General features: G+C 69.5%; 27 protein-coding genes and 1 pseudogene. 21 read left to right on the forward strand and 7 right to left on the reverse strand.

Annotated elements, in window-relative coordinates; genetic code table 11:
- Window positions 1-268 precede the first annotated feature (268 nt).
- The 8 genes and pseudogenes from ACFVQG_RS11845 to ACFVQG_RS11880 all read left to right on the forward strand — a co-directional run bounded on the left by ACFVQG_RS11845 (window position 269) and on the right by ACFVQG_RS11880 (window position 6,392).
- A complete protein-coding gene (locus tag ACFVQG_RS11845) occupies window positions 269-973 on the forward strand; it encodes an XRE family transcriptional regulator (RefSeq protein WP_383381675.1) in 705 nt (234 codons plus the stop codon).
- A gap of 2 nt (window positions 974-975) precedes the next feature.
- Complete coding sequence (locus ACFVQG_RS11850) at window positions 976-1,446, forward strand: NUDIX hydrolase (RefSeq protein ID WP_383379990.1); 471 nt, start codon at window positions 976-978, stop codon at window positions 1,444-1,446.
- A gap of 1,153 nt (window positions 1,447-2,599) precedes the next feature.
- Window positions 2,600-2,824: pseudogene (locus ACFVQG_RS11855) on the forward strand (IS1380 family transposase); the annotation flags it as partial.
- Window positions 2,825-3,150: 326 nt separating this feature from the next.
- Window positions 3,151-4,080: an RNase A-like domain-containing protein gene (locus tag ACFVQG_RS11860; protein ID WP_383379992.1), complete on the forward strand. Its 930-nt coding sequence runs from the start codon at window positions 3,151-3,153 to the stop codon at window positions 4,078-4,080.
- A 61-nt stretch (window positions 4,081-4,141) separates the two neighbouring features.
- A complete protein-coding gene (locus ACFVQG_RS11865; RefSeq protein ID WP_383381678.1) occupies window positions 4,142-4,810 on the forward strand; it encodes a hypothetical protein in 669 nt (222 codons plus the stop codon).
- A 29-nt stretch (window positions 4,811-4,839) separates the two neighbouring features.
- Window positions 4,840-5,145, forward strand: coding sequence for an RNase A-like domain-containing protein (locus ACFVQG_RS11870; RefSeq protein WP_383379995.1), 306 nt, complete (start codon window positions 4,840-4,842; stop codon window positions 5,143-5,145).
- A 37-nt stretch (window positions 5,146-5,182) separates the two neighbouring features.
- Entirely contained in the window at window positions 5,183-5,875 is a 693-nt protein-coding gene (locus tag ACFVQG_RS11875) for a contact-dependent growth inhibition system immunity protein (RefSeq protein ID WP_383379998.1), read from the forward strand.
- Window positions 5,876-5,912: 37 nt separating this feature from the next.
- Window positions 5,913-6,392, forward strand: a complete 480-nt coding sequence (locus tag ACFVQG_RS11880) for a hypothetical protein (RefSeq protein WP_383380001.1) — start codon at window positions 5,913-5,915, stop codon at window positions 6,390-6,392.
- Between the two features lie 65 nt (window positions 6,393-6,457).
- On the opposite strand, the gene ACFVQG_RS11885 is transcribed toward ACFVQG_RS11880, so the two are convergent.
- Complete coding sequence (locus ACFVQG_RS11885) at window positions 6,458-6,745, reverse strand: DUF397 domain-containing protein (RefSeq protein ID WP_383380004.1); 288 nt, start codon at window positions 6,743-6,745, stop codon at window positions 6,458-6,460.
- Window positions 6,660-7,514 (reverse strand): helix-turn-helix domain-containing protein, encoded by an 855-nt coding sequence (locus tag ACFVQG_RS11890; protein ID WP_383380006.1) that lies wholly within the window; start codon window positions 7,512-7,514, stop codon window positions 6,660-6,662. Before ACFVQG_RS11890 ends, ACFVQG_RS11885 begins: the two co-directional genes overlap by 86 nt.
- Window positions 7,515-7,680: 166 nt before the next feature.
- Here ACFVQG_RS11890 and ACFVQG_RS11895 point away from each other — a divergent pair, with 166 nt between their 5' ends.
- From ACFVQG_RS11895 to ACFVQG_RS11945, 11 genes are all read left to right on the forward strand, one after another.
- A complete protein-coding gene (locus ACFVQG_RS11895; protein ID WP_383380009.1) occupies window positions 7,681-8,145 on the forward strand; it encodes an ATP-binding protein in 465 nt (154 codons plus the stop codon).
- Window positions 8,146-8,415: 270 nt separating this feature from the next.
- The gene (locus tag ACFVQG_RS11900; RefSeq protein WP_383380011.1) at window positions 8,416-9,624 is read left to right on the forward strand and encodes an ATP-binding protein; all 1,209 of its coding nucleotides are present in this window, start codon (window positions 8,416-8,418) and stop codon (window positions 9,622-9,624) included.
- A gap of 112 nt (window positions 9,625-9,736) precedes the next feature.
- A complete protein-coding gene (locus tag ACFVQG_RS11905) occupies window positions 9,737-10,597 on the forward strand; it encodes a hypothetical protein (protein WP_383380014.1) in 861 nt (286 codons plus the stop codon).
- Window positions 10,598-10,750: 153 nt separating this feature from the next.
- A complete protein-coding gene (locus ACFVQG_RS11910) occupies window positions 10,751-12,136 on the forward strand; it encodes a nitrate/nitrite transporter (protein WP_383380017.1) in 1,386 nt (461 codons plus the stop codon).
- 128 nt (window positions 12,137-12,264) lie between these two features.
- Complete coding sequence (locus ACFVQG_RS11915; protein WP_383380020.1) at window positions 12,265-13,464, forward strand: uroporphyrinogen-III synthase; 1,200 nt, start codon at window positions 12,265-12,267, stop codon at window positions 13,462-13,464.
- Window positions 13,465-13,594: 130 nt separating this feature from the next.
- A complete protein-coding gene (locus ACFVQG_RS11920) occupies window positions 13,595-14,185 on the forward strand; it encodes a CGNR zinc finger domain-containing protein (protein WP_383380023.1) in 591 nt (196 codons plus the stop codon).
- 260 nt (window positions 14,186-14,445) lie between these two features.
- The gene (locus ACFVQG_RS11925) at window positions 14,446-14,970 is read left to right on the forward strand and encodes a sigma-70 family RNA polymerase sigma factor (RefSeq protein ID WP_210925063.1); all 525 of its coding nucleotides are present in this window, start codon (window positions 14,446-14,448) and stop codon (window positions 14,968-14,970) included.
- Entirely contained in the window at window positions 14,970-15,836 is an 867-nt protein-coding gene (locus tag ACFVQG_RS11930; RefSeq protein WP_383380026.1) for an anti-sigma factor family protein, read from the forward strand. Before ACFVQG_RS11925 ends, ACFVQG_RS11930 begins: the two co-directional genes overlap by 1 nt.
- A 74-nt stretch (window positions 15,837-15,910) precedes the next feature.
- Complete coding sequence (locus ACFVQG_RS11935) at window positions 15,911-18,232, forward strand: HelD family protein (RefSeq protein WP_383380029.1); 2,322 nt, start codon at window positions 15,911-15,913, stop codon at window positions 18,230-18,232.
- Between the two features lie 309 nt (window positions 18,233-18,541).
- The gene (locus ACFVQG_RS11940) at window positions 18,542-19,963 is read left to right on the forward strand and encodes an NAD-dependent malic enzyme (RefSeq protein WP_383380032.1); all 1,422 of its coding nucleotides are present in this window, start codon (window positions 18,542-18,544) and stop codon (window positions 19,961-19,963) included.
- Window positions 19,964-20,297: 334 nt separating this feature from the next.
- The gene (locus ACFVQG_RS11945) at window positions 20,298-20,579 is read left to right on the forward strand and encodes an HU family DNA-binding protein (RefSeq protein WP_383380035.1); all 282 of its coding nucleotides are present in this window, start codon (window positions 20,298-20,300) and stop codon (window positions 20,577-20,579) included.
- Window positions 20,580-20,675: 96 nt separating this feature from the next.
- Here the strand turns inward: ACFVQG_RS11945 and ACFVQG_RS11950 are convergent, their stop codons facing one another.
- From ACFVQG_RS11950 to murA, 5 genes are all read right to left on the reverse strand, one after another.
- Window positions 20,676-20,963, reverse strand: a complete 288-nt coding sequence (locus ACFVQG_RS11950) for a DUF6510 family protein (RefSeq protein WP_383380037.1) — start codon at window positions 20,961-20,963, stop codon at window positions 20,676-20,678.
- Window positions 20,964-20,992: 29 nt separating this feature from the next.
- Window positions 20,993-21,694: a ferredoxin reductase gene (locus ACFVQG_RS11955; RefSeq protein ID WP_383380040.1), complete on the reverse strand. Its 702-nt coding sequence runs from the start codon at window positions 21,692-21,694 to the stop codon at window positions 20,993-20,995.
- Window positions 21,694-22,329 (reverse strand): sulfite oxidase-like oxidoreductase, encoded by a 636-nt coding sequence (locus ACFVQG_RS11960; RefSeq protein WP_383380042.1) that lies wholly within the window; start codon window positions 22,327-22,329, stop codon window positions 21,694-21,696. Before ACFVQG_RS11960 ends, ACFVQG_RS11955 begins: the two co-directional genes overlap by 1 nt.
- 19 nt (window positions 22,330-22,348) lie before the next feature.
- The gene (locus ACFVQG_RS11965) at window positions 22,349-23,320 is read right to left on the reverse strand and encodes an alpha/beta hydrolase (RefSeq protein ID WP_383380045.1); all 972 of its coding nucleotides are present in this window, start codon (window positions 23,318-23,320) and stop codon (window positions 22,349-22,351) included.
- A gap of 182 nt (window positions 23,321-23,502) precedes the next feature.
- Window positions 23,503-24,849 carry a UDP-N-acetylglucosamine 1-carboxyvinyltransferase gene (murA, locus tag ACFVQG_RS11970; RefSeq protein WP_383380047.1) on the reverse strand — a complete coding sequence of 449 codons (1,347 nt, stop codon included), beginning with the start codon at window positions 24,847-24,849 and terminating at the stop codon, window positions 23,503-23,505.
- Window positions 24,850-25,116: 267 nt separating this feature from the next.
- On the opposite strand from murA, the gene ACFVQG_RS11975 reads away from it, so the two are divergent.
- On the forward strand, window positions 25,117-25,689 hold the full coding sequence (locus ACFVQG_RS11975) for a YqgE/AlgH family protein (protein WP_383380051.1): 573 nt from the start codon (window positions 25,117-25,119) through the stop codon (window positions 25,687-25,689).
- Between the two features lie 30 nt (window positions 25,690-25,719).
- Complete coding sequence (locus tag ACFVQG_RS11980) at window positions 25,720-26,004, forward strand: DUF3039 domain-containing protein (protein WP_365645430.1); 285 nt, start codon at window positions 25,720-25,722, stop codon at window positions 26,002-26,004.
- The last annotated feature ends 20 nt before the right edge of the window (window positions 26,005-26,024 follow it).

Genomic DNA, 26,024 nt, shown 5'->3' on the forward strand with positions numbered 1-26,024 from the left:
CACGGGGTCGCGAACAGCTCCACGGGCCGCACCATCGCGCCCGGCTTGAGCCCGGCGGCCAGGCCGGTTTCCGGGACGGTGATCTTCAGACCTCGGCCCGGCCGTCCTCCATGAGCATCACGGTCACCGTGTACAGCGACGCCCCGGTCTCTCGATCGGTGGCGACCTCTCCGGTCTGCTGGTCCTTGATCTTCAGCGTCGGGTCGGTGCCCGCAATGCACACCGCCGACGGCAGCAGGGCAACACGGATTCGAGTCATGGCCATGCCATCACGTACGCCGCACTCGCCCAGCAGGTCGAGGTCGACCCCAAGTCGGTCGAGCGCTGGGTGAACCTCGGGCGTATCCCACGTCGTGCCACCGCCCTCCAGGCGGCCAAAGCCCTGGGAGAAGACGTGCACGCACTCTGGCCGGCGCTCCGCCAGGCCCGCCCCGCCCGCGCCATCAGCCCCGAACTGGTCGCGCTCTACGAACAGCGGGCCGACCTCCCCGTCTCGACGTTCACCGACCTGATGGCCCAAGCCCGGGAACGGATCGACATCCTCGTCTACGCGGCAGTCTTCCTCCACGAGGCCTACCCGCGGCTGAACGAACTCCTCACCGAACGCGCCGCCGAAGGCTGCACCATCCGCATCGCGATCGGGGACGCCGACAGCGACACCGTCCAAGCCCGCGGCCAGGAAGAGCGGTTCGGACACGGCATCGAATCCCGCTGCCGCCTCGCGCTCATGCACTACAGGCCACTCGCCGACACCCCCGGCATCGAAGTCCGCACCCACGAAACCACGCTCTACAACTCCCTCTACCGGGCCGACGACCAGCAGTTCGTCAACGCACACGTCTGGGGCGTCAACGCCTACGCAGCCCCCGTGTGGCACCTTCGCCGACACCAGGAGAGCGGCATGTTCGACACCTACGCCGACAGCTTCGACGCCGTGTGGGCGACCGCAACCCCCGTACGAGAGGAAGACTGACCGTGGCCCGCACCGAGTACTACGACGACCCCAACGCGCCCAAGCCGAACAGCATGGTCGTCGCCGCCTCCGCCGTCGTCACCGACGACCACGGGCGCATCCTCCTCCAGCGCCGCCGCGACAACGACCTATGGACCCTGCCCGGAGGCGGAATGGACCTCACCGACTCCCTGCCAGGCACAGCCGTCCGCGAGGTCAAGGAAGAGACTGGCCTCGACGTCGAGATCACCGGCCTGGTCGGCACCTACACCGACCCGAAACACATCATCGCCTACACCGACGGCGAGGTCCGGCGACAGTGCAACGTCTGCTTCACCGCCCGCATCACCGGCGGCCGGCTGGAGATTTCCGACGAGTCCACCGAGCTCCGGTTCGTGCCGCCGGAAGAGATCGAGCAGCTGCCGATGCACCACACCCAACAGCTCAGGCTCCAGCACTTCCTGGAACAGCGCGAGAAGCCGTACCTGGGCTGAACTGGCTGACGGCAGTAGCTGACGGCAACAACCCCGCACAACCACGGACACCCACGCACGTCACCGGACCAGCAAATCGCGCTTGACCTGCATAAAAGCAGGTACAGGCGTCCGCGTAGCACACGTACTATGTGCTGGCGGGTGAGACTCCGGTGCTCGTTCACAATTGTGGAGGCAGCACCGCAGGTCACTCGACTGCTTGTGCTTGCGCCACTGGGGCCCAACCAAGGTTGGCGAATGGACAGATGGGTCCCAGTCTCAACCCGCGGTCGAAGCCGGTTCCATCCACTCACGGGAACTCGCGCAACAGTACCGCGACGAGCTACCTGTACGTTTTGGAGGATGCAAAGGGGCGTTACCTCAAGACCGGCATCACCCAAGATCCGGCAGGTCGGTATTCGGCGAGAGCTATGGCTGCAATGGGCGCAGATCGCATGCGTGTGCTAACTAGTGGCTCGCGCTCGGATATGCTTGATCTGGAGAAGTGGATTGTGCAGCGTTGGCCTGGCCCGTTCAATAAGGAATCGCATGCAGGGAAAATGGATCTGGGGTCGTGATGTCGGAAATTGATGGAGACGCGAGCGTATCCCTCGCTCCCCTGTCTCTCAAGTCAGTCATTGGTGGAGGACTTGAGGATAGGCGGTGGACCTCCGCACTGGACTCCCTGCGGGGGGCGCCGCAGGGAGTCCGTGGGCCGTCTGGTGTTCCGTTCAACCTGACGGTTACCTACTTCGTTCCAGGGGAAATCTACGGTCCGAAATTTTCTGGCATCAGGATCGGATCATTTTTGGAAGAATTTCAATCGCTGGTTGTTCAGGTAGCACTTCCAAGACATCCCGAGAGGGATGCGCGAGCAGAATTACTTGACCTTCTTGACGAGGCCATCTCTAGGGCGGAGGGATGGGGAAAGCGAAAGAAGTTGCTCTCTGGCCCGCTGGAGGCGGCTAGGAGGGCGGCATCTGACCTTCGGGAAAAAACGGCCTGATCAGAGGATCGCCCCGGGGTTCGCCGCTGAGGGCGTCGTGAACTAACCTGCGCGTTTCACCGGGGGGCGTGTCCGGATCATGAGCGGCAAAGCGAAAATGCCTTCTGACCTGGGACGATAGGGCTTGTCTAAGGCTTCTGTCGTCTCGCCGGGGAAGGCACTTTCTGCGTGCACACTAACGGGTCACGTCCTCGACTTGTCGTCTCGGCCGACGGTCGCAGGGTGGGCAGCCATGCCGGATCTCGTCTACTGGTCGATCTGGCCGAAGTCACCGGGCTGACCAGCGCCTTCACCACCGCGTTGCGTCGGCTGCGGCCGCGTGGCACGGGGCACGACCCGGGCCGGGTGGCGGTCGACCTGGCCGTGATGCTCGCCAACGGCGGCGAGACCATCAATCGCTTCCTGGAGGTGTGGGCCAAGAGCGTCGTGAGTATCGGTGGCGCCGCGGTCGGCTTCACCGTGACGGCCAACAACTACGCGAAGGCCGAGGCGGCCAATGACCCCACCGGTGCCACGACGGCGGTCACCCAGCCACTGCCGCAGGTCATCGACACGGCTCCGGCCTACGGCCCCGTACCCAGCAGAGCAACAGCGAATGGCACGACGCCATGCGGAAGTTCTGCAGCGCGCTATGGGGAACGACGGCGTGGGGCACCAGCCGCGAGGGCTATGAGTGGAAGCACGACTCGGCCTCCTCCCAGACGGCCTCACACCCCGTGATGACGGTGCTCTTCGACACCGCGCAGAAGATCAGCGACCTGCTCTACGAGTTCGCCGAGGCCGCCGTCTACATCAACCGCGAAGTCTGGGACGTCTACGTCGACGCCATCAGGGAAGCCATCCCCAAGGTGGAGGTGAACCTCAAGGACGGCGTCGGGATGGACGACGTCAAAGGCCTCATCAAGGGCGTGGTGAAAGGCGTCGCCAAGGGCGCGAGTCAACTCGGCGCGGGCATCGTCCTGAACCTCGACACCGCGAGACTCAACGCGATCGTCAACGAATACAACCGACGGGTCAACGCTCTGGTCCCCCAGCTCGACGCCCTGATGGGGCCGCTGGACGAGGCGCATCGCAGCGCGCCGTCCTTCCACGCGGAGGAAGCGCGAGCGGAAGCCTTCGGTGCGCGGGCGCTGAACGAGTTCAAGACCGAGCACAAGTACACGGTCCCGGGTGAGGATCCCAACAACCACTTCTACCCCTTGGACCTGGCGGGCCAAGAGGGCATCCACGGCAGCCACGGCGTCGACAAGCACATCGGGCTCACCGACGAGCAACTCGTTCAGCGGCTCCGCGATCAGGGAAACGCCCCCTCCGCCTCCGCCTACAAAGACCTTGCCTCCGGGCAGCGCCTCACACAGGCGGCACTCGACGACATCGACAACGCCCAACGCGTCGAGGACTGGGTCAAGCGGGTGGAGCGGCGGATGGCCAACAACCCGAATTGGAATCCCGACAACTCCAGTATCAGTCCGCCCCTCACCCTTACGGTCAACGAGGTCACCGGCCGCACCGTGGAGCGCGGCGACTACGCGGCGAACGGTATGAACGCCACGGCGAGTGACGTGCATTCCGTCCAGGTGGCACTGAAGTACAAGAAGGGCCTCGACCCGCCCTTCGTCGTCATCACGTCGTACCCTGTCAGTCCTTAGCAGACCGTAAGTTCTTTCGTGGATTCGTGTTCGTGACGACGAGGACGGTTACAGCTTGATTGTGCACACCGAGCGTCTCTTCATCGACGGCCCGATGAGGAGGGTCCTGGAACGCGCCGCCGCGGTGCGGGACTCCGGAGGAGCCCTGCCGCTCGATGCCGAGCTGCGGCGTTTCATCCGCACCACGCGCGCCACCGCCGCGTCGGACTGGATGTGCCCGCTCGTCACCGTGACCGCGCTGCTCGACCATGTCGCCACTCTCTGCGCGAAAGACACAAAAGCGGTGCCGCAGGAGTTCTGGCGGCTCATGGAGCGAGCCGGTGCCGGTAAAACGGACGCCGCCGAATACCTGCACTCTCTGGCGGAGAAGCTGCGGGCCCTGGGGCGGGACCCACAGGACGACTACGACGGACTTCCGCTGTCCCGATGGGAGATCGAGGTCAGATTCCCTTTGCTTTCGGGGTTCGGGGTCAACTGGGTGTACGAGGGTGAATACGCGACCCTCGAGGACTCTCTCCAGGCCGCGATCGATTCCGAGCACCCCTTCTGCGGCGAGTTCCTGGCCCCGCTCGCCGCCGAGGCCCAGTCCGCCCTCGTGCTCTTCCCAGTGGAGCGGGCGATGGAGGCCAGCCTGGCCCCTGTCGTCGGCTGGGCGTCCCCTCAGGCACTGCGTCACCTGCTGCGGACCGTAGACGAGCACATGCAGCGGGAGCACGTCGACGTGTCATGACCCCACACTCCTCAGAGGCGCCTTCAGCCATGCCATCCCGGAACCGGTCTGCCACCTACCCCGACCGTGAGACCGCCCAGTGGGCCACCCAGCAAGTGGTCAACGCCAACGAGCAGCTCATCCACCGCTGGCTCGCGCAGGGCACCCGCACGCGCCTCACCATCGAGGCGGCCTGGCCGTCGCGTCCCGAAGCGGTGGGCAGGGTACTGCTGGACGCCATGCTGCTCGCCGGGCGAGGGCCTGTGGAGGTGCGCGCCGCACGCGTGATTCTGAAGCGGGACACGTCGGCCCCGCACGGCTTCGTCGTCCACGCATCGGTTCCTGTCTACCTGTGACCCATTCACCGCCGATCCCCCGCAAAGGCCCACCCCCGTGCCCCTGAGCCCTCTCGAACACGACCGCCGCTACGGCGAACTGGACCAGGTGATCCGCGCGTACGTCGGACAGTTGGCCGATGACACCCCCGACGAGCCCAGTGAAGCCCTGACGGCGTATCTCCGTCACACCTGGCATACCCGTCCATGGGCCCTGGCGGTCGCCGAACGGCAACTGCGGGAGTACGCCGAGCACCCGCCTGGACGGCTTCGGCTGAAGTTGGGAGAGTTCTACGTCATCCCTGACATCGGGCTGCCCGAAGAAGACGTCCAGCGGTGGCTTCACACGCTCGCCGATCACATCCGGAGCAGCGTTGAGGAGGGGCGCGTACCGCCCCCCGCTCCGCCCAGTACCCACTGGGAATGGCATGCCCGCTTCCCGGAGCTGGGCCAGTTCCTCGGCGGATGGTTCTCCCAGGACATGCCCGACGAATTCGCGGATCACCACCAGGCTGTGGCCGACTACCGCTCCGCCACAGATCCGCAGGTCGTCGCTCACCTCGTCGGCGAAGTGCACGAACTACTGGCCCTGGACCTCGACGAGTCCGGCTACGCCTCGGCCGTCGCCGAACTGGGCATGGAAGTCGACGCCCCCGCGCCGTACACCCCGGGCGCCTGGCTTTCCCATGTAGCTGACCTCCTCGCCCAACCGTTGGCCGAGTACGGGCCGCCGCGGGCTGAGCAGGAGTGACCAGGCCGTACCAGGGCCCACCGGACAGGACGAGCGAATGGGCGATGACGAGACCCTGGACTCCACGCTGCCCCGGGGAGCGACAGGCTTCTGTCGGCCGAACGACGGCCCGCTGCCCGAGACCGACCTTCGAGCCTTCCGCACCGCGCTCTTCGCAGCCGCCCGCGCCGCCGGAGGCGAGGTGGGTGAGCTGGAGGAACAGGAATACCCTCGTACGTTCCACACGGCGGCGATCACCGACGACACAGGTGAGCGCGTCATCCTCTGCCACGGCCATTACCCCTGGATCGCCTTCGCCGCGGAACGCCGGGAGTGGTACACCGAGGAGTTCTTCGCCTCACCGCCACCATGGGCCGACGTCTTCACCCAATCCGGCTTCGTAGTACTGCCCGACGCTCAACTAACGATGCCCGTTTCAGACTTGCATGCCTCGGCGCTGACCAAGACCGAGTGGCGACAAGTCCGCTACTACGGCATCACCACGCTGGGCGGGGTGCTCTTCAACGCGTGGGACTGAGCCGCCTTCAGCAGCCGGGAAGCGGGCGGCCCTCGGGGTCACATCGCCGGCTGGCGGTTGGTCGCCTACCTGGGCGCTAGTAGGTCACTGGTCACGTACTGGATGAAGGGGGTCCAGGTGGTGCGGGTGATGCCGAGGTGCGGTCCCTGGGGGTGCTTTGAGTCGCGGATGTGGATGGTGGTGGATGCCGTGGCTATCTCGACACAGTTCGAGCCGTCGCCGCTGTAGGACGACCTCTGCCAGTGGATGGTGGGCACGGGGACCTTCTCAGGTTTCTTGGAGTAGGCGGTGGATGAAGTCGAGTGAGCTGGTGGGTGTGAGCGCGCAGAGTTCCATGCTGTCGAGTACCGCACAGTACTTGTCCAACTGGACTTCCGCGTCGAGGAATTCGCAGGCGCCATGGTGGGAGTCCAACTGGACGGTGTCCAGTTGTCGGACGGGACCCTGGATGTAGTCGACGGACTGTCCTGTGGTGTGGAAGTGCGGTGTGCCGAAGGGGATCACCCTGAGGGTCACATGAGGCAGCTCGCTCATGTCGAGGAGGTGCTTCAGCTGGCCTCGAGTGACGACTGGGCCGCCGAAACCCATCCGTAGGGCCGCCTCGTGGACTGTTGCCGCGTACTGAGGTGGGTTGTCTCGGTGGAGGATTCCCTGTCGCTTGATGCGGTGGGAGAGGCGGTGCTCGATCTCGTACTGGTGCATAGGCGGTACGACCGCCTGGAAGAGGGCGCGGGCGTGATCGGTCGTCTGTAGCAGGGCGGGGATGTGGATGACGAGCGCGGCGCGCAGGCCGAGGGCATGGTGTTCCAGCTCGGCCAGGTCGACGAGTGCAGCGGGCACATGGTCTCGGTACTCCTCCCACCAGCCGCGAGTGCGCCGTCCCGTCATCGCGGCGAGGGCCTCGATAAGGGGTTGGTCGGAGCAGTCGTAGGCAGAGGCCATGGTGCGGACGCGATCGGCGCTGACGGGGGTGCGGCCCGTCTCCATCATGCTGATGCGTGCCTGGTTGACCCCCAGCAACTGTGCTGCGGCGGTGGCGGTGAGTCCCGCCCGTTCCCGGAGCTTGCGTAGCTCAACGCCTAGTCTCCGTTGCCGCAACGTCGGGTTGCTGGTGGGGGGCACTGCATCTTCCTTCCCGGCGTGACACCGAGGCCGTCTCCCTCACACGAGTGAAGTATGGATGCTTTCTTGCTGCTCGGTGAGAAGTGTCTAACTTTTGGCTCTACCGTAGTTCACGTACCGCCTCGTTGAGCGAGGTCGAGTCCCCTTCCCCTCCCGGAGATGTCCGATGGCCACCGTAGCCCCGCACCAACCCTGGGCGTACGCCCTCCGCCTGCCCCATGACCCCCGCGCCGCACGCGTCGCACGTATGACCGTACGGGCCGTGCTCAGCGGGCACGGCAGGGGTGAAGTCCTCGATGTCGTCGAGCTGTTGACGTCCGAACTCGTCGCCAACGCCTACCGGCACACCAAAGGCCCCGCCTCGCTGCGACTGACCGCTCTCGGGGACGGGCGGTTGCGGGTGGGGGTCTGGGATACCAGTCCTCACGTTCCCGCACCCTTTGATCAGCCGCCCGGTAGCCGGGTGCCGCCCGCTCCCGTCGACGCCTGCCGCGGGCGCGGGCTGCTCCTCGTGCAGGCCTACGCCGACTCGTGGGGTGGGTGGTCCCTCAAGGCAGGGAAGCTGCTGTGGTGCGAGGTAGGGGGACGCGACACTCGCTCCATTACTCAGCGTCATCAATCGCATACGTGAGTACAGCTAAGCCGACTCCAGTTAGGCTGTGCCGCCCCCGCAACGGAGCTGCCCCATGCCCCTCCCCAAACCAGCCCGCGTCTTCGACCGAACCCACGAGTGGGAGGAACTCGCGCGGTTCTGCACCGACCGAGGGCCCGGCCTCCGCATCGGTGTCGTGCGAGGGCGGCGGCGGCACGGGAAGTCGTATCTGCTGGAGCATCTGTGCCGGGCCGTGGACGGGGTCTACACCCTCGCCCTTCAGCAGAGTCGCGCCATGGGGTGGAGGCCATGGACGTGGCCGCCGATCTGCTCACCGGGCGCCGGAACCCGGACGCGCCGCCTCCGCTGCTCGTACTGGATGAGTTTCCGTATCTCGTCGCCCACTCTCCCGAGCTGCCGTCCGTGCTCCAGGCGCTCTACGACCGGCGCGGGCCGTCGTCCGGGAAGCCGCCGTTGCGGATCATCCTCTGCGGCTCGGCCATCTCGACCATGTCCACACTGCTCGCCGGTGACCAGGCGTTGCGCGGGCGGGCGGTGATCGACATGCGGATCGGGCCCTTCGGGTTCCGGGACGCGGCTGAGTACTGGGGGGTAGACGATCCCGAGACGGCGTTCCTCGTGGATGCCGTACTGGGTGGGGCGCCGGGGTATCGGGACGTCGTCGGTGATCCACCCGAGCCCGGCCCCGAGGGGTTCTACGCATGGCTCACGCGGAGTGTGCTCAGTCCCTCGCACATCCTCTTCACCGAGCCCGAGTACCTGCTGGCCGAGGACCCGCGCATCAGCGACCGCGCCACCTGTCACGCCATCTGGGAGGCCGTGGCGAACGGGGCCGCGACCCCGACTCAGATTGGTGGGCTGGTCGGGATGGAAGCGAGCACTCTGACCTACCACCTCAATGTCATGAAGGCCGCTGCCTTCATCCGGTACGACCAGGATCTGCTGCTCCAACGCAAGCCCGTCATCACCGTGGCCGATCCCATCGTGCGGTTCCACGACCTCACCGTGCGGCCGAACCTCGTCGACTTCGAGATGCGGGAAGGACGGGCAGCCTGGGAGCGGTCGCAGGAGACCTTTTCCTCCAAGGTCCTGGGGCCGCACTTCGAGGATCTGGCACGCCAGTGGACCCTGCGATACGGCCGTGAGCGCGGCCTCGAGGACATCGGGCACCTTGGTACGACGACTGTCGCCTGCCGCCAGCACCGGGGGCACGAGATCGATGTGGTCGCGCTCAGCCGTGGGTCACGGCCGCGGGACAAGCGAGCCCGCGTCACCCTCCTCGGTGAGGCCGAAGCGACCAACAAGTCCCGTACGGTCGCCGACCTCCAGCGGCTTGAGCACATTCGTGATCTCCTCTGTGCCCAGGGGTGGGACGCCGACGGCGCCGTCCTCGCCGTGTATGTCCGCAGCGAGCCGTCCTCGGAACTCAGGCAGGCCGCGGACGCCGGGCAGGTGCTGCTGGTGGGGATGCGGGACCTGTACGGCAGGGAGCGCTGAGGCTCGCTTTCCCGCTCTGCGCCCCTGTGCCACACTGCCCCCGTTGCTGAAGTGAACCGTGTGGCCTGTGGGTTGCAGGTGAGCGCACGTAGATACGGGGGAGCGGGACCACGTGAGCAAGCGGCAGATACAGAAGATGTTCCAGCTCATGGCCAGCGGCGAGGCCGTCGAGCTGACGAGCGCCATGGCCTCCGTGAAGAAGCTCGCGCGGCTGGCCTTCATTGCTCAGCAGTTCGGGTACGAGTACGCGGACGTGCGGCAGGGCGGGCACAACAACAGCTCGCTCGTGATGCTGATCGTGCCCGACCCCAGCCCGCACGCACGCGCGCGTGCCGCGCAGAACTGGGCGCAGTACCCGCACGCGGGGGACGGGGTGTCCCTGCCGCCCCTCGTTCCCGACGCAATCGAGCTGCTCAAGGCCCGCATCAACTTCGACCTCACCGGGCGCAGCGCCGAGAAGCGGATGATGTGGGGCGCCGGGGGCATCACCCTCGGGTTCGGCGTCGCGGCCGTGCAGGGGGACGCCCTCGTCTGGGCCGGGCTCGGGTGGGCCGGGCTCATGGCGCTCCTCGGGGTCGGGTTCGTCGTGACCCGGAAGCGGAACGCCAAGTTCGCGGCGCGGCTCCAGGCCGCCGGGTTCGTGCCCGTCGCCGGTGAGGGTGGGCGGGTGCGGTATCTGCCGCCCGGCGGGCAGCTTCCCGGGCACGGGAATCCGTACGCCGGTCAGCAGCCGCCCCAGAGCTATCAGCCCCAGCCCCCATCCCCGTACGGCTATCAGCCCCAGCCCCCATCCCCGTACGGCTATCAGCCCCAGCCTCAGCCCCAGCCCCAGCCCCAGCCCCAGTACGGCGACCAGCCTCAGTACGGCGACCAGTCTCCGTACGGCGACCAGTCTCCGTACGGCGACCAGCCCCCCTACGCCCCCCACCAAACCCCCGCCCAGACCCCCCACTGGCAGGCCCCCCGCCAGTAACCCACCCCCAACCTCTCACCCACCCCCCACCCAGAGTGAGAGCAACGTTCCTTTCCGGTCACCCACAGCCACAGGCAGGAAACGCGCCCTCCCTACCTTCGGGACTCAGCCACTCAGAGGACCACCCGAGCCCCGGAGCACCGTGGAGGCGTCATGACAGCCCCTAGCAGTACGCCCGCACCCCCGAGCAGGGGCGGCCGATGGATCGCCCACTGGGACCCCGAGAACGAGACCTTCTGGCGGGAGACCGGCGAGAAGGTCGCCAAGCGGAACCTCTACTTCTCCGTGCTCTCGGAGCACATCGGGTTCTCGATCTGGACCATGTGGTCCGTGCTGGTGCTCTTCATGGGCCCGGAGTACGGGCTCACCCCGGCGGACAAGTTCCTGCTGACGTCGATGGTGACACTGGTCGGGGCCGTCGTACGGGTGCCGTACACCTTCGCTGTCGCGATCTTCGGCGGGCGGAACTGGACGATCGTCTCGGCGCTGCTCCTGCTCGTCCCCTCCGTCGCCGCCTTCGTCGTGATGGAGCCCGGTACCTCCTTCTCCACCTTCCTCATCGTCGGTCTGCTGGCCGGTGTCGGCGGCGGTAACTTCGCCTCCTCCATGACCAACATCAACGCCTTCTTCCCGCTGAAGCAGAAGGGGTGGGCCCTCGGGCTGAACGCTGGCGGCGGGAACATCGGCGTGCCGGTGATCCAGCTGGTCGCGCTCGCGATCATCGGGGCCAACGCCGGGCCGCGCGTGCTGCTCGGGATCTACATCCCGCTCATCGTCGTCGCCGCCGTCCTCGCCGCGTTGTTCATGGACAACATCGAGAACGTCAAGAACGACACCGGGGCTGCCAAGGACGCCGCCCGTGACGCCCACACCTGGATCATGTCCTTCCTCTACATCGGGACGTTCGGGTCGTTCATCGGCTACAGCTTCGCGTTCGGGCAGGTGCTGACCAACCAGTTCGACCGTACGCCGCTCCAGGCCGCGTACGTCACCTTCATCGGTCCGCTGCTCGGCTCGCTGATCCGGCCGGTCGGCGGCAGGCTGGCCGACAAGTACGGCGGCGCGCGGATCACCCTGTACAACTTCGTCGGCATGGGAGTCGCCACCGCGGTGCTCATCGTGGCCGCCATGCAGGAGTCCCTGGCACTCTTCACCGTCGCCTTCGTGGTGCTGTTCGTGCTCACCGGGCTCGGCAACGGGTCCACCTTCAAGATGATCCCGGGGATCTTCCAGAACAAGGCGCTCGCCCGGGGGCTGGAAGGTGAGGCCGCCGCGGCCTACGGGCGTCGGCTCTCCGGGGCCTCCATGGGGCTCATCGGGGCCGTCGGCGCGCTCGGCGGCGTGGGCATCAACCTCGCCTTCCGGCAGTCCTTCATCTCCTACGGCTCCGGCACCGGCGCCTTCGTCGCCTTCCTCGCCTTCTACGTCGTCTGCTTCGTGGTCACGTGGGCCGTATACCTTCGTCGCACCACCCGGCCGACACCGCTCACAACGGCAGCATCGGAGACGAAGCCGCAGCTCAGCTATGCCGAGGTGTGACCCACACCCGACGTAACACCGGCGACATCAAGCGGAACCGAGCCTGTCACGCACCGTTGACAGGCTCGGACGCATGTAGGCGGCAGACAAGAGACAGTGGCAGACAACTCGAGTGCGGGACGAGAGTTATGTACGACGAACAGGGGCGACCGGAACGGCGCCCACCCAGTCAGGCCGAACACAGGCCCCTCGCCCAGGCCGAACACGGGCCCCTCGCCGGATTCACCGTCGGCGTCACGGCCGCGCGCCGGGCCGACGAACTCGGTGCTCTGCTCCAGCGGCGCGGGGCCACCGTGCTGCACGCGCCCGCCCTGCGGATCGTGCCGCTCTCCGACGACGGTGAGCTGCTCGCCGCCACCAAGGAACTCCTCGACCAGGTGCCGGACGTGGTGGTCGCCACCACCGCGATCGGGTTCCGGGGGTGGATCGAGGCCGCCGACGGGTGGGGGCTCGGTGAGGTCCTGCTCGACAGGCTGCGGGGGATCGAGCTGCTCGCCCGCGGGCCCAAGGTCAAGGGGGCCATACGTGCCGCGGGGCTGACCGAGGACTGGTCGCCCTCGTCGGAGTCGATGGCGGAAGTGCTCGACCGGCTGCTGGAGGAGGGCGTCGACGGGCGGCGGATCGCCGTGCAGTTGCACGGGGAACCCCTGCCCGGGTTCGTGGAGTCGCTGCGCGCGGCCGGTGCCGAGGTCGTCGGTGTGCCTGTGTACCGGTGGATGCCGCCCGAGGACCTCTCGCCCGTCGACCGGCTGCTGGACGCCGCCGTCTCGCGCGGGCTCGACGCCCTCACCTTCACCAGCGCGCCCGCCGCCGCCTCCCTCCTCAACCGTGCCGAGGAGCGCGGACTGCTGCCCGAACTGCTCGCCGCCCTCAGCCACGACGTGCTGCCCGCCTGCGTCGGGCCCGTCACCGCGCTGCCGCTGCAGGCGCGCGGCGTCGACACCGTGCAGCCCGAGCGGTTCCGGCTCGGGCCGCTGGTGCAGTTGCTGTGCCAGGAACTGCCCGCACGGTCCCGGGCGTTGCCGATCGCCGGGCACCGGGTGGAGATCCGGGGGCACGCGGTGCTGGTGGACGGCGCGCTGAAGCCCGTACCGCCCGCCGGGATGTCGTTGCTGCGGGCGTTGTCCCGGCGGCCCGGGTGGGTGGTCGCCCGTGCCGAGCTGCTGCGCGCGCTGCCGGGCGCCGGGCGGGACGAGCACGCCGTGGAGACCGCCATGGCCCGGCTGCGGACCGCCCTCGGGGCGCCGAAGCTGATCCAGACGGTCGTCAAGCGCGGCTACCGGCTCGCCCTCGACCCCGCCGCCGACGCCAAGTACGCCGACATGTGAGCACTGCCAGAACATCCTTCGGGGACCAGCGGCACCGTGAGAGGGGTTCCGGTCAGGGAAGCGGGCAGGCACTGTGAGAGGAGCGCCTTGCCTGCTTTCCTGTGACCGACCCCTGGGCGGTGACGCACGTATGGCCCACATGCCCTCGTCCGCGTACGAGCTGCGGTTCGACACCGGTCGCCTCTGCCTGGACCTGCTGGCCACCACGCACCCCGTCGAACGGCTCGACTCCGTCGAGGTGCTGTGCGCCTGGATCACCGGCTCCGGACTCGTCCCGCCGCGCACCCCACTGGTCCACGCGGACGCCTCCTGGCTGACCGGCTTCCGCGAAGTGCGCGCCCGGGTGGGGCAATTGGTGTACGGGCGCCACGCGCCCGCCTCCCCGGCGTACGACCTCGCCCTCGCGAGCGTCAACGACCTCGCCCGCACCGCGCCGCCCGCCCCGCGCGCCCGGCGCGGCCCGGACGGCACGCTGGTGCGGGAGCTGGCCGGGCCGCCGCAGTGCCCGGCGCTGCTCGGTGCCGTCGCGCGGGACGTCGTGGAACTGCTCACCGATCCCGCCGCGCGGGCCGGTCTGCGGCAGTGCGCGGGGGACAACTGCCCGATCGTGTACGTCGACACCTCGCGCGGGCACCGCAGGCGCTGGTGCTCCAGCGAGGTGTGCGGGAACCGGGAACGGGTGGCCCGGCACCGGCGGCGCGCGCAGCCCGCCCGCGCCTGAGAGCACCCCACCGCAGCTGACTTCCTGTCAACAGCCCTTGCCGTGATGGAATCGTGAAGGGTTTGCGGCGGGAATGTGCCCCGATGTCCGTCCGGGCACGCCAATCTCTCAGAAAACCGTCCCGCCTCTTTGAACACGCGGCGCCCGGACTCCGTACCCGTGCATGAGCGACCGGCTGGGGGAACCCCCGGACATCGGAGGTGGGCGTGCGCAAGGATTCCGTCGTGGCCAATGAACGTGGTGCGAGGGCCCGACATCGCATGTCGTCCGGGTCCTCGGAACCCGACGAGGAGCTGATGCGCGCCCTGTACCGGGAGCATGCCGGACCCCTGCTCGCCTATGTGCTGCGCCTGGTCGCCGGAGACCGGCAGCGCGCCGAGGACGTGGTGCAGGAGACGCTCATCCGTGCCTGGAAGAACGCCGGTCAGCTCAACCGAGCGACCGGATCGGTACGCCCCTGGCTGGTGACGGTCGCCCGGCGCATCGTCATCGACGGCCACCGCAGCCGGCAGGCCCGGCCGCAGGAGGTCGACCCGTCGCCGCTGGAGGTCATCCCCGCGGAGGACGAGATCGACAAGGCGCTGTGGCTGATGACGCTGTCTGACGCGCTCGACGACCTGACCCCGGCCCACCGGGAGGTGCTCGTGGAGACGTACTTCAAGGGGCGTACCGTCAACGAGGCGGCCGAGACGCTCGGCATACCGAGTGGCACCGTGCGCTCGCGGGTGTTCTACGCCCTGCGTTCGATGAAGCTGGCACTGGAGGAGCGGGGGGTGACGGCGTGATGAGCGGGTACGGGGGGATTTCGGGATTCGGAGCGGGTGGTCCGGGTATGGCTGGTCCCATGCAGGGGACACCGGGCGGCGGATCGCTTGGCCCGAACGAACACGAAGCCGTCGGCGCCTACGCCCTCGGGATACTCGACGATGCCGAGGCAACCGCTTTCGAGGCGCATCTCGCGGGCTGCGACTGGTGCGCGCAGCAGTTGGACGAGCTGGCCGGGATGGAACCGATGCTGGCCGCCCTCGCGGACCTGCCCGGCACCGGCAGTACCCCCGCGCTGGGTGAGTCGCTGTCCGCGCGGCCGAGCCCGCGGCTGGCGGAGAAGCTGGTCGACGAGGTCGCCGAGCGCCGCGCCGCCAAGCGCCGCAAGGGCTTCTACATGGTGGCGGCGGCTGCCGCGCTGATCGTCGCCGGGCCGATCGCCGCCGTGGCGACCACCGACGACGGCGGCGGAGGCGGGGGCGGGGGCACGAGGAACCCCGGCATCGAGGCGGGCCCCACCGCCGGTCCCGCCGAGGAGGCCTTCGAGACCATGTCCGACAAGCTCTCCGCGACCGACCCGGACACCCAGGTCAGCGCCACCGTCGGGATGGAGGAGAAGGCCTGGGGCACCCACACCGTCCTGGAGCTGAAGAACGTCAAGGGACCGCAGAAGTGCGCCCTGATAGCCGTCGGCAAGAACGGCGAACGCGAGACGGTCACCTCCTGGTCCGTCCCGGACTGGGGCTACGGCCTCCCCGACGCCACCACCGACAAGGCCAAGAAGCCGCTCTACGTCCACGGCGGCGCCGCCTTCACCCCCGAGGAGATCGACCACTTCGAGGTCATGACCTTCGACGGCGAACGGCTGGTGGAGGTCGACGCCTGAGGTCACGGACGTAGCCTTACCGGCCCCCCTTCGCGTACGGTGGACGGCTGCCCAGCACGTCAGAAGGGGGCCCGGTGGCCGCTCAGGCTCAACAGGAAACCGCGCTCGATCAGAACCGGGACCCGCACGAGGGCTCCAGCCAGGACTCCGTACGCGACCGTGAGATCGGCGTGGAGCAGGAGCACCTGGACCGGGTGTACCGGCGCCTGGAGGAGAAGATCCACGAGGCGGAGTTCCTCATGCACGACGCCGTCCAGCGCGGCCAGGTCGGCACGCCCGGCGCGCTGGCGGAGCGCGACGCCCAGGTGTTCCGGGCGGGGGTGCACCTGAACCGGCTGAACAACGAGTTCGAGGACTTCCTGTTCGGCCGGATCGACCTGCTGCGCGGGAAGGACGGCAAGAAGGGGCCGGACGGCGCCTACACCGCCGTGGAACCGGCCGAGGGCGCGGTACGCCCCGACAACACCGCCGACATCGCCGAGACCCTGCACATCGGGCGCCTCGGGGTCCTCGACGAGGACTACACCCCGCTGGTGATCGACTGGCGGGCGCCCGCCGCCGCGCCCTTCTACCGGGCCACGCCCGTCGACCCTGGCCGGGTCGTGCGCCGCCGTGTCATCCGCTCCAAGGGACGGCGCGTCCTCGGCGTCGAGGACGACCTCATGCGGCCCGAGCTGAAGGCCTTCCTGGACGGCCACGAACTGCCCGCGATCGGTGACGGCGCGCTGATGGCGGCGCTCGGGCGGGCCCGCAGCCACACCATGCGGGACATCGTCTCCTCCATCCAGGCCGAGCAGGACAAGGTCATCCGCGCCCCCGCCGCCTCCGTGACCTACGTCGAGGGCGGCCCCGGCACCGGCAAGACCGCCGTCGCCCTGCACCGGGCGGCGTACCTGCTCTACCAGGACCGGCGCCGGTACGCGGGCGGCATCCTGATCGTCTCCCCGACCCCGCTCCTGGTGGCGTACACCGAGGGCGTGCTGCCGTCCCTCGGCGAGGAGGGCCAGGTCGCCATCCGCGCGATCGGCTCGCTGGTCGACGGGGTGGAGGCCACGCTCTACGACTCCCCGGCCACCGCCCGCGCCAAGGGCTCCGCACGGATGCTGAGGGTGCTGCGCAAGGCCGCCCGCGGAGCCCTGGAGCTGAACGATTCGCCCGCGGTCCTGCGGGTCGTCGCCTTCGGCCGCCGCCTGGAGCTGACCGCCGGTGAGCTGGCCGACATCCGCCGCACCGCCCTCGGCGGCACCGCCCCCGTCAACCTGCTGCGGCCCCGCGCCCGCCGTCTCCTCCTGGACGCCCTGTGGGAGCGGTCCGGCGCCGCCACCCGGCACACCGACCCGGAGCTGGCCGCCGAGCTGCGGTCCTCCTTCGACGAGGACATCACCGTCGAGGACCCCTTCATCGAGTTCCTCGACGCCTGGTGGCCGGAGCTGACCCCGGACGCCGTGCTGCGCGCCATGGCCGACGAGCGGCGGCTCGGCCGCTGGGCCCGCCGCGTCCTCAACCCCGGCGAGGTCCGCAAGGTCGCCCGCTCGCTGCGCCGCGACGGCCGCACCGTGCACGACATCGCCCTGCTCGACGAACTCCAGGCGATCCTGGGCAGCCCCGCCCGCCCACGCAAGCGGCGCGAGCTGGACCCGCTCGACCAGCTCACCGGCCTGGAGGAGCTGATGCCGGTGCGTGAGGAGTCGCGGCGCGAGCGCGCCGAGCGGCTGGCGCAGGAGCGCACCGAGTACGCGCACGTCATCGTCGACGAGGCGCAGGACCTCACGCCGATGCAGTGGCGCATGGTCGGCCGCCGCGGACGGCACGCCACCTGGACGGTCGTCGGCGACCCGGCCCAGTCCTCCTGGTCCGACCCGGACGAGGCCGCCGAGGCCCGCGACGAGGCCCTCGGCACCCGGCCGCGCCGCCGCTTCACCCTCACCGTGAACTACCGCAACCCCGCGGAGATCGCCGAGCTGGCGGCGCGCGTGCTCACGCTGGCGATGCCCGGCGCCGAGGCGCCCTCGGCCGTGCGTTCGACCGGGGTGCGGCCCCGGTTCGCCGTGGTGCGCGAGTCCCTCGGGCAGAGCGTCCGCGCGGAGGCCGCCCGGCTGCTCGACCAGGTCGACGGCACCGTGGGCGTCGTCGTGGCCATGAACCGCCGCGACGAGGCCGCGCGCTGGCTCGCCGGGCTCGGTGACCGGGTGGTGGCGCTCGGCAGTCTGGAGGCCAAGGGCCTGGAGTACGACGCCACCGTGGTCGTCTCCCCGGCGGAGATCGCCGACGAGTCGCCCGCCGGTCTGCGCGTGCTGTACGTGGCGCTGACCCGGGCCACCCAGCAGCTGACGATCGTGTCGGGGGAGCGGGACGAGCCGGACGGGGCCGGGGTGCCGGATCTGCTGCGGGACTGAGAACCGGGCATGTGCCTCCGGTACGGGAATGGCCTTATGGGATCCGTTTGTTAGCCTGGGTGTGGCACCGGCTCGATCCAAGCCCCCGGGCCCAACCTTCGTCGCTACGAGCGACCACTTGCCGCGAGGCGAGCATGGCGGGCCGGTGCCACTGAGCTACGGCGACAGCCCCACATCACCCAGTGATGTGGGGCTGTTCCGTGTGGTGAACAATACGTTCGCAATCCAGGCCCGGCTCCCTCCTACCCGGCGGTAGGTGCGACGATCGGACGGCATACCAGCGTCACACGGTGAAAGAGGAAGTCGGCCATGGCAACGGCGCCCAGCGTCTCCTACTCGATGACGGTCCGGCTGGAGGTGCCCGCGAGCGGAACCGCCGTATCGCAGCTCACCACCGCCGTGGAGTCCTCCGGCGGCTCGGTGACCGGTCTCGACGTCACCGCCTCCGGCCACGAGAAGCTCCGGATCGACGTCACCATCGCGGCCAGCTCCACCGCGCACGCCGACGAGATCGTCGAGAAGCTCCGCGGCATCGAGGGCGTCACGCTCGGCAAGGTCTCCGACCGTACGTTCCTGATGCACCTCGGCGGCAAGATCGAGATGGCGTCGAAGCACCCCATCCGCAACCGCGACGACCTGTCCATGGTCTACACGCCGGGTGTGGCCCGCGTCTGCATGGCGATCGCGGAGAACCCCGAGGACGCCCGGCGCCTGACCATCAAGCGCAACTCCGTCGCGGTCGTGACGGACGGCTCGGCGGTGCTGGGCCTCGGCAACATCGGCCCGAAGGCCGCGCTGCCGGTGATGGAGGGCAAGGCGGCCCTCTTCAAGCGGTTCGCGGGCATCGACGCCTGGCCGATCTGCCTGGACACCCAGGACACCGACGCCATCGTGGAGATCGTCAAGGCGATCGCCCCGGGCTTCGCCGGGATCAACCTGGAGGACATCTCCGCGCCCCGCTGCTTCGAGATCGAGGCCCGGCTGCGTGAGGCCCTCGACATCCCCGTCTTCCACGACGACCAGCACGGCACCGCCATCGTCGTCCTCGCCGCGCTGACCAACGCGCTGCGCGTGGTCGGCAAGTCCGTCGGCGACGTGCGCGTGGTGATGTCCGGCGCGGGCGCCGCCGGTACGGCCATCCTGAAGCTGCTGCTCGCCGCGGGCGTCAAGCACGCCGTCGTCGCCGACATCCACGGCGTGGTGCACGCCGACCGGGAGGACCTGGTCGACGCCGCGCCCGGCTCGGCGCTGCGCTGGATCGCCGACAACACCAACCCCGAGGGCATCACCGGCACCCTGAAGGAAGCGGTGCGCGGCGCGGACGTCTTCATCGGCGTCTCCGCCCCGAACGTCCTCGACGGCGCCGACGTGGCCGCGATGGCCGAGGACGCGATCGTGTTCGCGCTCGCGAACCCGGACCCCGAGGTGGACCCGGCAATCGCCCGGCAGACGGCGGCAGTTGTGGCCACCGGCCGCTCCGACTTCCCCAACCAGATCAACAACGTGCTGGTCTTCCCGGGTGTCTTCCGCGGCCTGCTCGACGCGCAGTCCCGCACGGTCAACACCGAGATGATGCTCGCGGCAGCGAAGGCGCTGGCGGATGTGGTCACCGAGGACGAGCTGAACCCGAACTACATCGTCCCCAGCGTCTTCAACGACAAGGTCGCGGGCGCGGTCGCCGGAGCGGTCCGGGAGGCCGCGAAGGCGGCGGGCGCGTCGGCCACCGGCTGACGGGAGACCGGCCCGCGGCTGTGACGATGGCCACGACCGGCCGGGTTATCGGCGCGTCGGGGTCCCCCGTACGGTTGTCGGCGATCTAGGGTTGGCGGCCAGTCAGTGGCGCTCATCGTGTGACTCCCAAGGGTGTTCTCACGACTCCAACGGGTGCCGGATTGGCTTTCCCGCCGCAGGTAGGGGCAGGATGCCTCCCTGGGCGCGAGCGTCTGACGACGGACCCGGGTCCGGAGCCCGAGCGAGGACCCTGGCAGCATCGGCTTCGCTGTGCCCGACATGCGGCTCCGCCGCGGGGCACGCCTCAACGCAAGAAGAACACGGGAGTAACAACATGAACCGCAGTGAGCTGGTGGCCGCGCTGGCCGAACGCGCCGAGGTGACCCGCAAGGACGCCGACGCCGTGCTGGCCGCGTTCGCCGAGGTCGTCGGCGATGTCGTCGCCAAGGGCGACGAGAAGGTCACCATCCCCGGCTTCCTGACCTTCGAGCGCACCCACCGTGCCGCTCGCACCGCCCGCAACCCGCAGACCGGCGAGCCGATCCAGATCCCGGCCGGTCACAGCGTGAAGGTGTCCGCGGGTTCCAAGCTCAAGGAAGCCGCCAAGGGCAAGTGATCCTGGCGGGCCCGCAAGGGCTCGGCGACGTCGGACAGCGACGTCAGATGGGGGCGGCACCGCACACGGGGCCGCCCCCTCTGCCGTCCCGTGCGCTCAGCGCGCGCCGGGCGGCAGCGTGAAGCGGAACGCTCCGCCGTGGCCGCCCAGCTGGAGCCAGAGGTGCTCGGGCTGGGTGACGACGCGCAGGGCGATCTCCGCGCACCCCGGGCAGCGCGCGGTCAGCCCCGGCTCGGGGCCGTAGACGTGCAGCTCGGAGACGGTGCCCGGGCGGTGACAGGACGGGCACCGGCGCCAGGCGGTGGTCGGGTCCACGGCGAAGACGTCCGCGAGCGGACCCGCCAGGGCGTTGCCGTCCAGGTAGAGGCGTGGGCGCTGGTTCATCGGTGCTCGCTCCTCGGGGGTGCCCGGCGTCAGCCGAAGCGTTCGGTGCGGATCAGGCTCGCGGGGTAGCCGCTCTGTACCAGCAGGGCGGAGACGTGCTCGACGAAACCGGTCGGCCCGCAGACGTAGCAGTGCGAGCCGTTCGAGGGCAGCAGGCCGTCCAGGTCGGTCGCGGTGACCCGGCCCGCGGGGCGGGTCTCGCCGTCCGGGGCGCGCCGGGTGTGCACGACACGGACCGGCACGTCGTCCCGGCCGGAGCGCAGCTCCTCCCGGTACCACACCTCCTCCTCTGACCGGGCCGAGTACAGCAGCGCACAGGACACGTCCGAGTCCGCCCGCCGCCGCGCCCGGACCATCGCCATCAGCGGTACGACACCACAGCCGCCGCCGATCAGCAGCGCCGGGCGCCCGTCCTCCGGCCGCCACACGAACCAGCCGCCGAGCGGGCCCTTCACCTCGACCCGGGCGCCGACGGGCAGCGCGTCGGCGAGGTAGGGCGACACCTCGCCGCCGGGCACCACCTGCACGCCCAGCTCGATGACGTCGCCGTCGGACGGTGCCGCGAGGGAGTAGCTGCGGGCGGCGTGGTAGCCGTCCGGGGCGGTGAGGCGTACGTCGACGTGCTGGCCGGGGAGGTGGCCGGGCCACTGGTCCACCTCGAAGCGCAGGGTGCGTCCGGTGGCCGTCTGGTCGGCGCGCTCGACGAGGCGGGCCGGGAGCCAGCCGGTCATCAGTCGTTCCAGTAGCGCTGCTCGCGCCAGGGGTCGCCGTACTCGTGGTATCCCGCGGTCTCCCAGAAGCCGGGTTCGTCCTCCAGGGTCAGCCGCAGGCCCTTGACCCACTTCGCGGATTTCCAGAAGTACAGGTGCGGGATGACCAGGCGGGCCGGGCCGCCGTGGTCCGGTGACAGGGGGAAGCCGTCGAAGGTGTGGGCCAGCCATGCCCTGCCGCCGGTGACGTCCGCGAGGGGGAGGTTGGTGGTGTAGCCGTCGTACGACTCGGCCACGACGAACGCCGCGGCGGTGTCCCCTTCGTCGCGGAAGGAGTCGCGGAAGGAGTCGCGGAACGCGTCCAGGAACACGTCGAGGGAGACGCCCCGCCAGGACGTGTCGAACTTCGACCACCGGGTCACGCAGTGGATGTCGGCGGTGGGTTCCTCCTGGGGGAGGGCCAGCATCTCGTCCCAGGACCAGGCGCGACCGCGGCCCCGCTCGTCGGTGACCGTGAACGACCAGGTCGCGGTCGGCACTTGGGGTGTCGGTCCGGCGCTCAGCACCGGGAACGACTCCGTCGGGTACTGGCCGGGCGGCAGCCGCTCCCTGATGCCACGGGCGCGGCCCTCGAAGCCGGGGGAGAACGTGCTCATCGTGATCCGTCCTCGCTGGTCAGCCGTTGTGCAGGGCCTTCTTCAGGGCGTCGACGGCCAGGTGCCGGGCCACGTTCGCGGCGTGGGTGTCGCGCAGGCTGTCCAGCATCAGGAAGTCGTGGACCATGCCGGTGACGCGGACGCAGGTGACGTCGACCCCGGCCTCGCGGAGCCGGTTGGCGTACTTCTCGCCCTCGTCGCGCAGGACGTCGGCCTCGTCGGTGATGACGAGGGTGGGGGGCAGGCCCCGGAGCTGGTCCAGGCTGGCCCGCAGCGGGGACGCGTAGGGCTCCGTGCGCTGGGCGGGTTCGGCGTACTGGTCCCAGAACCAGATCATGCCGTCGCGCGTCAGGTAGTACCCGTCGCCGAACTGGACGTAGGACGGCGTGTCGAAGTCCGCGTCGGTCACCGGGTACAGCAGGATCTGCGCCCGCAGGTCGAGGCCGCCGCGCTCCTTGTTCGTCAGGGCGAAGACGGTGGACATGCAGCCGCCGACGGAGTCCCCGGCGACGGCGACGCGCGAGGGGTCGAGGCCGAGGTCCGCGCCGTTGTCGAGCAGCCACTGGCCGACGGCGTGGTTCTGCTCGATCTGGGTGGGGTACTTCGCCTCGGGCGCCCGGTCGTAGACGGGGAACACGCCCGCCGCGCCCGCGCCGACGGCCAGTTCGCGGAAGAGGCGGTCGTGGGTCTGCTCGTCGCCGAACACCCAGCCCGCGCCGTGGATGAAGAAGACCACCGGCAGCGGGCCGGAGGCGCCCCTGGGCCGGATGATCCGGGTGCGGACCTTGCCCCACTGCCCGGCGTCGACCTCCACCCACTCCTCGTCGACGTCGGGCCGCGGCACGCTCGCGTCGCTCTGCAGCCCGACGAGGATGTCCCGGCCCTGCTCCGGCGGCACCTCGTAGATCCGCGGGTGCGGCGCGGTCGCCTCGGCCAGTTCCTTCGCGGCGGGCTCGAGGAAGGGGGTGGTGGGCGGGGGGAGGTCGGTCATGGTCACTCCGGTGACATAGTGGTGGCCCCCCACCCCTTCATGGTCTCCGCGAACCCGTGCGCCGCAACTCGGAGATGACACCGACCGGGCCCCGGCGGGGACGGGCCAGGTCTCAGCTAAGCACCTTGCCCGGATGCTCCGAACGCCTCAGCCGAGGACCTTGCCCGGATGCTCCGAACGCCTCAGCCGAGCACCTTGCCCGGAAGCTCCACCTTCGCCCCCAGCTCGACCAACTTGTCCATGAAGTTCTCGTAACCGCGATTGATCAGGTCGATGCCGTGCACCCGCGACGTCCCCTGCGCGGCGAGGGCCGCGATGAGGTAGGAGAAGCCGCCGCGCAGGTCGGGGATGACGAGGTCGGCGCCCTGGAGGCGGGTGGGGCCCGAGACGACGGCGGAGTGCAGGAAGTTGCGCTGGCCGAAGCGGCAGTGGGAGCCGCCGAGGCACTCGCGGTAGAGCTGGATGTGGGCGCCCATCTGGTTGAGGGCGGAGGTGAAGCCGAGCCGGGACTCGTAGACCGTCTCGTGGATGATGGACAGGCCCGTGGCCTGGGTGAGGGCCACGACCAGCGGCTGCTGCCAGTCGGTCTGGAAGCCGGGGTGTACGTCCGTCTCCAGCGCGATGGACTTCAACTGGCCGCCGGGGTGCCAGAAGCGGATGCCCTCGTCGTCGATCTCGAAGGCGCCGCCGACCTTCCGGTAGGTGTTGAGGAACGTCATCATGGACCGCTGCTGCGCGCCTCGGACGTAGATGTTGCCCTCGGTCGCGAGCGCCGCGGACGCCCAGGACGCGGCCTCCAGGCGATCGGAGAGGGCGCGGTGGGTGTAGCCGCCGAGCTTGTCCACACCGGTGATGCGGATGGTGCGGTCGGTGTCCATCGCGATGATGGCGCCCATTTTCTGCAGGACGCAGATCAGGTCCTCGATCTCCGGCTCCACGGCCGCGTTGGACAGCTCCGTCACGCCCTCCGCGAGGACGGCGGTCAGCAGCACCTGCTCGGTCGCGCCGACGGACGGGTACGGCAGCCGGATCTTGGTGCCGCGCAGCCGCTGCGGCGCCTCCAGGTACTGCCCGTCGGCCCGCTTCTCGATGGTCGCGCCGAACTGCCGCAGCACGTCGAAGTGGAAGTCGATGGGCCGCCCGCCGATGTCGCAGCCGCCGAGGCCGGGGATGAAGGCGTGGCCGAGCCGGTGCAGCAGCGGGCCGCAGAACAGGATCGGGATGCGCGAGGAACCCGCGTGGGCATCGATGTCAGCGACGTTCGCGCTCTCCACGTGCGTCGGGTCGAGCACCAGCTCGCCCGGCTCCTCGCCCGGACGGACCGTCACCCCGTGCAACTGGAGCAGCCCGCGTACGACGCGCACGTCACGGATGTCCGGAACATTGCGCAGTCGACTTGGCGCACCGCCCAGCAGGGCGGCGACCATCGCCTTCGGCACGAGGTTCTTCGCACCGCGGACCCGGATCTCGCCCTCCAGCGGGGTCCCGCCGTGGACAAGCAGTACGTCATCAGCGCCGTTGACGGTCATGAATCTCGCGTTCCGTGGAGTGGGTGGGGCAGGGGCCGGAGAGACAGAGTAATCGCCGCCGACCCCCCTGCCGTAAGCCTGAGGAGGACCCAGCCACGTCATAGGTCTGTCACAGTTCGCGGCCCGGCACGGACCGCTCCCGGCCGGGCACGTGCGGTCACCGCGGCGGGTGTGCGCGTGGGACGCTTCCGTGCGCCCTGAGCTGCGTTCACCGGCGTTGCCCGATTGGTTCCCCACACCCGGGGAAGATGCGGGATCATGTCAGGCATGACCGAGGTGTCCTCGCTCACAGGGCGGCTGCTCGTGGCCACGCCCGCCCTGGCGGACCCGAACTTCGACCGCGCGGTGGTGCTCCTCCTCGACCACGACGAGGAGGGCTCGCTGGGCGTCGTCCTCAACCGTCCGACCCCGGTGGGCGTCGGCGACATCCTGGAGGGCTGGGCGGAACTCGCGGGCGAGCCCGGGGTGGTCTTCCAGGGCGGCCCGGTCTCCCTGGACTCGGCGCTCGGGGTCGCCGTCATCCCGGGCGAGGCGTCCGGCGAGCGGGCGCCGCTGGGCTGGCGGCGGGTGCACGGCGCGATCGGTCTGGTCGACCTGGAGGCGCCGCCGGAGCTGCTGGCCTCGGCGGTGGGCAGCCTGCGGATCTTCGCCGGGTACGCGGGCTGGGGCCCCGGTCAGCTGGAGGACGAGCTGGTGGACGGCGCCTGGTACGTCGTCGAGTCGGAGCCCGGCGACGTGTCCTCCCCGTGGCCCGAGCGGCTGTGGCGCGAGGTGCTGCGCCGCCAGCGCAGCGAACTGGCGATGGTGGCCACGTATCCGGACGACCCTTCGCTCAACTGAACCGCGTGAGCTTCAGTACCCTGGGTTCCTATGAGCACTCTTGAGCCCGAGCGCGGGACTGGTACGGGGACCCTCGTCGAGCCGACGCCGCAGACCTCTCACGGCGACGGTGACCACGAGCGCTTCGCCCACTACGTCCAGAAGGACAAGATCATGGCGAGCGCCCTGGACGGCACGCCCGTCGTGGCGCTGTGCGGCAAGGTCTGGGTGCCGGGCCGCGACCCGAAGAAGTACCCCGTGTGCCCCATGTGCAAGGAGATCTACGACTCCATGGGCGCCGGTGGCGACGAGGGCAAGGGCGGCGACAAGAAGTAGCAGACCGCTCGGCCTGACCG

The sequence above is a fragment of the Streptomyces sp. NPDC057877 genome, assembly GCF_042796855.1.
In the GTDB taxonomy this organism is placed as follows: domain Bacteria; phylum Actinomycetota; class Actinomycetes; order Streptomycetales; family Streptomycetaceae; genus Streptomyces.

Coding starts and splice junctions, on each gene's coding strand:
- ACFVQG_RS11860 (WP_383379992.1), top strand. CDS start 3,151: ATGACGGTGCTCTTCGACACCGCGCAGAAGATCAGCGACCTGCTCTAC.
- ACFVQG_RS11870 (WP_383379995.1), top strand. CDS start 4,840: ATGCCATCCCGGAACCGGTCTGCCACCTACCCCGACCGTGAGACCGCC.
- ACFVQG_RS11880 (WP_383380001.1), top strand. CDS start 5,913: ATGGGCGATGACGAGACCCTGGACTCCACGCTGCCCCGGGGAGCGACA.
- ACFVQG_RS11895 (WP_383380009.1), top strand. CDS start 7,681: ATGGCCACCGTAGCCCCGCACCAACCCTGGGCGTACGCCCTCCGCCTG.
- ACFVQG_RS11900 (WP_383380011.1), top strand. CDS start 8,416: ATGGACGTGGCCGCCGATCTGCTCACCGGGCGCCGGAACCCGGACGCG.
- ACFVQG_RS11910 (WP_383380017.1), top strand. CDS start 10,751: ATGACAGCCCCTAGCAGTACGCCCGCACCCCCGAGCAGGGGCGGCCGA.
- ACFVQG_RS11915 (WP_383380020.1), top strand. CDS start 12,265: ATGTACGACGAACAGGGGCGACCGGAACGGCGCCCACCCAGTCAGGCC.
- ACFVQG_RS11920 (WP_383380023.1), top strand. CDS start 13,595: ATGGCCCACATGCCCTCGTCCGCGTACGAGCTGCGGTTCGACACCGGT.
- ACFVQG_RS11925 (WP_210925063.1), top strand. CDS start 14,446: ATGTCGTCCGGGTCCTCGGAACCCGACGAGGAGCTGATGCGCGCCCTG.
- ACFVQG_RS11930 (WP_383380026.1), top strand. CDS start 14,970: ATGAGCGGGTACGGGGGGATTTCGGGATTCGGAGCGGGTGGTCCGGGT.
- ACFVQG_RS11940 (WP_383380032.1), top strand. CDS start 18,542: ATGGCAACGGCGCCCAGCGTCTCCTACTCGATGACGGTCCGGCTGGAG.
- ACFVQG_RS11945 (WP_383380035.1), top strand. CDS start 20,298: ATGAACCGCAGTGAGCTGGTGGCCGCGCTGGCCGAACGCGCCGAGGTG.
- ACFVQG_RS11950 (WP_383380037.1), bottom strand. CDS start 20,963: ATGAACCAGCGCCCACGCCTCTACCTGGACGGCAACGCCCTGGCGGGT.
- ACFVQG_RS11955 (WP_383380040.1), bottom strand. CDS start 21,694: ATGACCGGCTGGCTCCCGGCCCGCCTCGTCGAGCGCGCCGACCAGACG.
- ACFVQG_RS11960 (WP_383380042.1), bottom strand. CDS start 22,329: ATGAGCACGTTCTCCCCCGGCTTCGAGGGCCGCGCCCGTGGCATCAGG.
- ACFVQG_RS11965 (WP_383380045.1), bottom strand. CDS start 23,320: ATGACCGACCTCCCCCCGCCCACCACCCCCTTCCTCGAGCCCGCCGCG.
- murA (WP_383380047.1), bottom strand. CDS start 24,849: ATGACCGTCAACGGCGCTGATGACGTACTGCTTGTCCACGGCGGGACC.
- ACFVQG_RS11975 (WP_383380051.1), top strand. CDS start 25,117: ATGACCGAGGTGTCCTCGCTCACAGGGCGGCTGCTCGTGGCCACGCCC.
- ACFVQG_RS11980 (WP_365645430.1), top strand. CDS start 25,720: ATGAGCACTCTTGAGCCCGAGCGCGGGACTGGTACGGGGACCCTCGTC.